Consider the following 2,892-nt stretch of genomic DNA (forward strand, 5'->3'; position numbering starts at 1 on the left):
CCAGCTCGCCCGCCACGGCGCCGACGCCTTCGGCTACAAGGCCAACCTGCGCATCGACCGCAAGCTCGCCCAACTCCTGCGCCTGCGGGTGTCGCAGATCAACAACTGCACCTACTGCCTCAACCTCCACTACGAGGCCGCACGCGACGCCGGCATCCCCCGACCGGTAATCGATACCCTGACCGCGTGGTGGGAGACCGACTTCCACGACGACGCCGCCCGCGCCGCCTTCGCCTATGCCGAGGCGATCACTCGCGTCGCCGACGCGACCGTCGCCGATGCTTTCGGTGCCCGTCACGACGCGCTCGCCGAGCACTTCTCGCAGGAGGAGATCCTCGAGATCATCGGGATCGTCATCAACATGAATGTCTGGACCCGACTCAAGCTGGCCGAGGGCGCCAGCCCCGGGCTCGCCGAGCAGGCGATGTCGTGAACCCGCTCACCTGCCAAGCCGCGATGCACGCCGCCAGCGAACACCAGGCTGCGAACAGCGACGGCGTCGTTGCTCCTGTCGGGGTCCCAGGGTTCCGGGGCCGAAGTCGACCGAGTACACCTTGCAGTGCACGGCAACGGTCGAGAGCCGGTCGCCGTCGAGCACTCGGACCAGCTCGCCGAGATCGTCGCTGAGCTCGCCTCGGTTCGCAGGGAGATCGGGAGGGACCTAAGGAGCCCTTCGACGTCGCCGCGGCGCTGCCGGTGGGCACCGATCCGGCGCCCTACGCATCGGCAGGTGCTACGTGGTGGATGGTGGAGTTTCCGTGGGACGGGGTGTCGGTGGACCAGCTACGCGATGTGATCCGCGGGTCGGCCGGTCGCGCCCATGAAAGGCCATGGCACCCGCCGCCGCACCGTAACGCGACGCGGCGGAGGCTAAATGGTGACTTGCAGCGTGCGCATTCCCGCGAAGCCCATCCACACGCGTGGGCCGTCTTCGACGATGGTCACGAGGGCGTTGTCGCAGTGCGGGCAGCGCATGACGATTCCGGCGCCCCGAAAGACGTGGAGCGCCCCGACCCGGTCAGTCGCGCCGCACGTGTTGCACGTCCCGATCGCGGTGGTCATCTCGACCGCGAACACCTCTTGGAGAAGACCGGCGACCGCGTTGCCGTCCAGCATCAAAGCGTCCATCTCTCACCCTCCCGTCGGTCCAAATCGCTCGGTCTTGACCCGGTGCGGCTCGTGCCCGAGCTGCACGAGCGCCTCGGCGACGGCCTCGACGAACGGCGTCGGGCCGCAAACGTAGACGCCCGGCCGCTCGGTCGGGCTCGGGCCGACCTCGGCGAGCATCTCGGCGTCCACGCGGCGCGCATAGCCCGTCCAGCCCGGCGGTTGCGACCGCGTCAGGGTGTGGATGACCGCGAGGCCGTCGCCGCCGAGCCGCTCGAGCTCCTCGCGGTAGATGACGTCCTCCCAGCTGCGGGAGGACAAGAGCAAGCGCGTGTCGACGTCGCTGCCGGCGGCGGCACGGGCGTGGATCATCGCCATCAGCGGCACGACGCCCGAGCCTCCGGCGACCAGCAGCAGCGGCCCGCCCTGCGCCGGTTCCCAGACGAACCAGCCGCCGACGGGGCCGCGGAGCTCGATCCGGTCGCCCGGTCGGAGCTCGTCGGTCAGGTAGGGCGAGACCACGCCGTCCTCCAGCCGCTCGACGGTCAGCTGGAGGCGGGTGCCGTCGGGCACCGAGGCGATCGAGTAACTGCGCTGCGCCTGGTAGCCGTCCTCGGCGGTGAGGCGGACGTCGACGTGCTGGCCCGCCCGATGTCCGGGCCAGCCGGGCACGTCGAAGGCGATCGTCTTGACCCCAGGCGTCTGGGGGACGACGTTGACGACCTCTGCGACCCGCCACATCAGTCGCCCCAGTACCGCTGCTCTTGCCATGGATCGCCGTAGTTGTGGTAGCCGTTGACCTCCCAGAAGCCGGGCTCGTCGGTCGCCGAGAGGCGCAGCCCGCGGACCCACTTCGCGCTCTTCCAGAAGTACAGGTGGGGCACGAGCATGCGCGCCGGGCCGCCGTGCTCGGGCTCGAGCGGCTCGCCGTCGTAGGCGAACGCGACCCATGCCTTGCCGCCGGTGACGTCGTCGAGGGGCAGGTTGGTCGTGTAGCCGCCATCGCTGAACTGGACGACGTACTCGGCGGCGGTCTCGACGCCGTCGAGCAGCGTGTCGACCGAGACCCCCTGCCAGACGGTGTCCAGCTTGGACCACTTGGTCACGCAGTGGATGTCGACGGTGACCTCCTCGCTCGGCATCGCACGAAACTCCTCCCAGGTCCAGCGGCGCGGCTCGTCCACCTCCCCGACGATCGAGAAGTCCCACAGCTCGAGCGGCCGGTGCGGAGTCGGGCCGGCAGAGAGGACGGGAAAGTCTCTGGTCAGGTACTGGCCGGGCGGCACCCGGCCGCTCGGCGCGTCGTCGCGGCGGCCGCGGAAGCCCCGCGAGATGATGGGTGGCATCTCGCCTCCTTCATCGGAACGGACCAACCCTTGCAGGTCTCGCTAGGCAGCGAGTCCGAGCGTCGGGTCGGCGAAACCTCCTACGGTGAGGTTGATCGTGGACGTCCTCTCCGATGTGTACCCACCTGTACCGGGGTCTTTCCCAAACTCGGCATTACCTCGCGCGCGCAACTCGCAGAAACGCTCGCCACCAGGCGCACAGACCCGCCCTCCAACAAGTAGAAACGACGAAGCCACACCGGACGGCGTCAGCTCGCGTGTGGCCAAGATGCGGCTAGATTACGGAGCAGGTCATTGAAGTGCGAGCGGCGTTGTAGGGCGATGCCGCTTGTATCGAGCAGGAGGTGATGTCTGATGAGCGAGCCGCACGACTGGCCGATCGAGCAGGCGGCTCGAGTGAGCCTTCGTCCCTGGTACTTCGCCGCTGCTGGCCACGTGA

At 68.9% G+C, this 2,892-nt stretch carries 4 protein-coding genes; 1 reads left to right on the forward strand and 3 read right to left on the reverse strand.

Going from position 1 to position 2,892, the window contains the following annotated elements; all coding sequences use genetic code 11:
• On the forward strand, positions 1-433 hold a 433-nt coding region (locus VJN29_RS19265; RefSeq protein WP_324145260.1), incomplete at its 5' end, for a carboxymuconolactone decarboxylase family protein.
• Positions 434-870: 437 nt separating this feature from the next.
• On the opposite strand, the gene VJN29_RS19270 is transcribed toward VJN29_RS19265, so the two are convergent.
• From VJN29_RS19270 to VJN29_RS19280, 3 genes are read right to left on the reverse strand one after another with little or no spacing between them, the layout of a single operon-like run.
• Entirely contained in the window at positions 871-1,128 is a 258-nt protein-coding gene (locus VJN29_RS19270) for a DUF6510 family protein (protein ID WP_324145261.1), read from the reverse strand.
• Between the two features lie 3 nt (positions 1,129-1,131).
• The gene (locus VJN29_RS19275; protein WP_324145262.1) at positions 1,132-1,878 is read right to left on the reverse strand and encodes a ferredoxin reductase; all 747 of its coding nucleotides are present in this window, start codon (positions 1,876-1,878) and stop codon (positions 1,132-1,134) included.
• Positions 1,848-2,453 (reverse strand): sulfite oxidase-like oxidoreductase, encoded by a 606-nt coding sequence (locus VJN29_RS19280; RefSeq protein WP_324145263.1) that lies wholly within the window; start codon positions 2,451-2,453, stop codon positions 1,848-1,850. Before VJN29_RS19280 ends, VJN29_RS19275 begins: the two co-directional genes overlap by 31 nt.
• Positions 2,454-2,892 lie beyond the last annotated feature (439 nt).

Source organism: Intrasporangium sp. (assembly GCF_035280925.1).
Lineage (GTDB): Bacteria > Actinomycetota > Actinomycetes > Actinomycetales > Dermatophilaceae > Intrasporangium.

Bases quoted from the DNA above. Each gene is read 5' to 3' on its own strand.
- VJN29_RS19275 (WP_324145262.1), bottom strand. From the start codon at position 1,878: ATGGCAAGAGCAGCGGTACTGGGGCGACTGATGTGGCGGGTCGCAGAG.
- VJN29_RS19280 (WP_324145263.1), bottom strand. From the start codon at position 2,453: ATGCCACCCATCATCTCGCGGGGCTTCCGCGGCCGCCGCGACGACGCG.
- VJN29_RS19270 (WP_324145261.1), bottom strand. From the start codon at position 1,128: ATGGACGCTTTGATGCTGGACGGCAACGCGGTCGCCGGTCTTCTCCAA.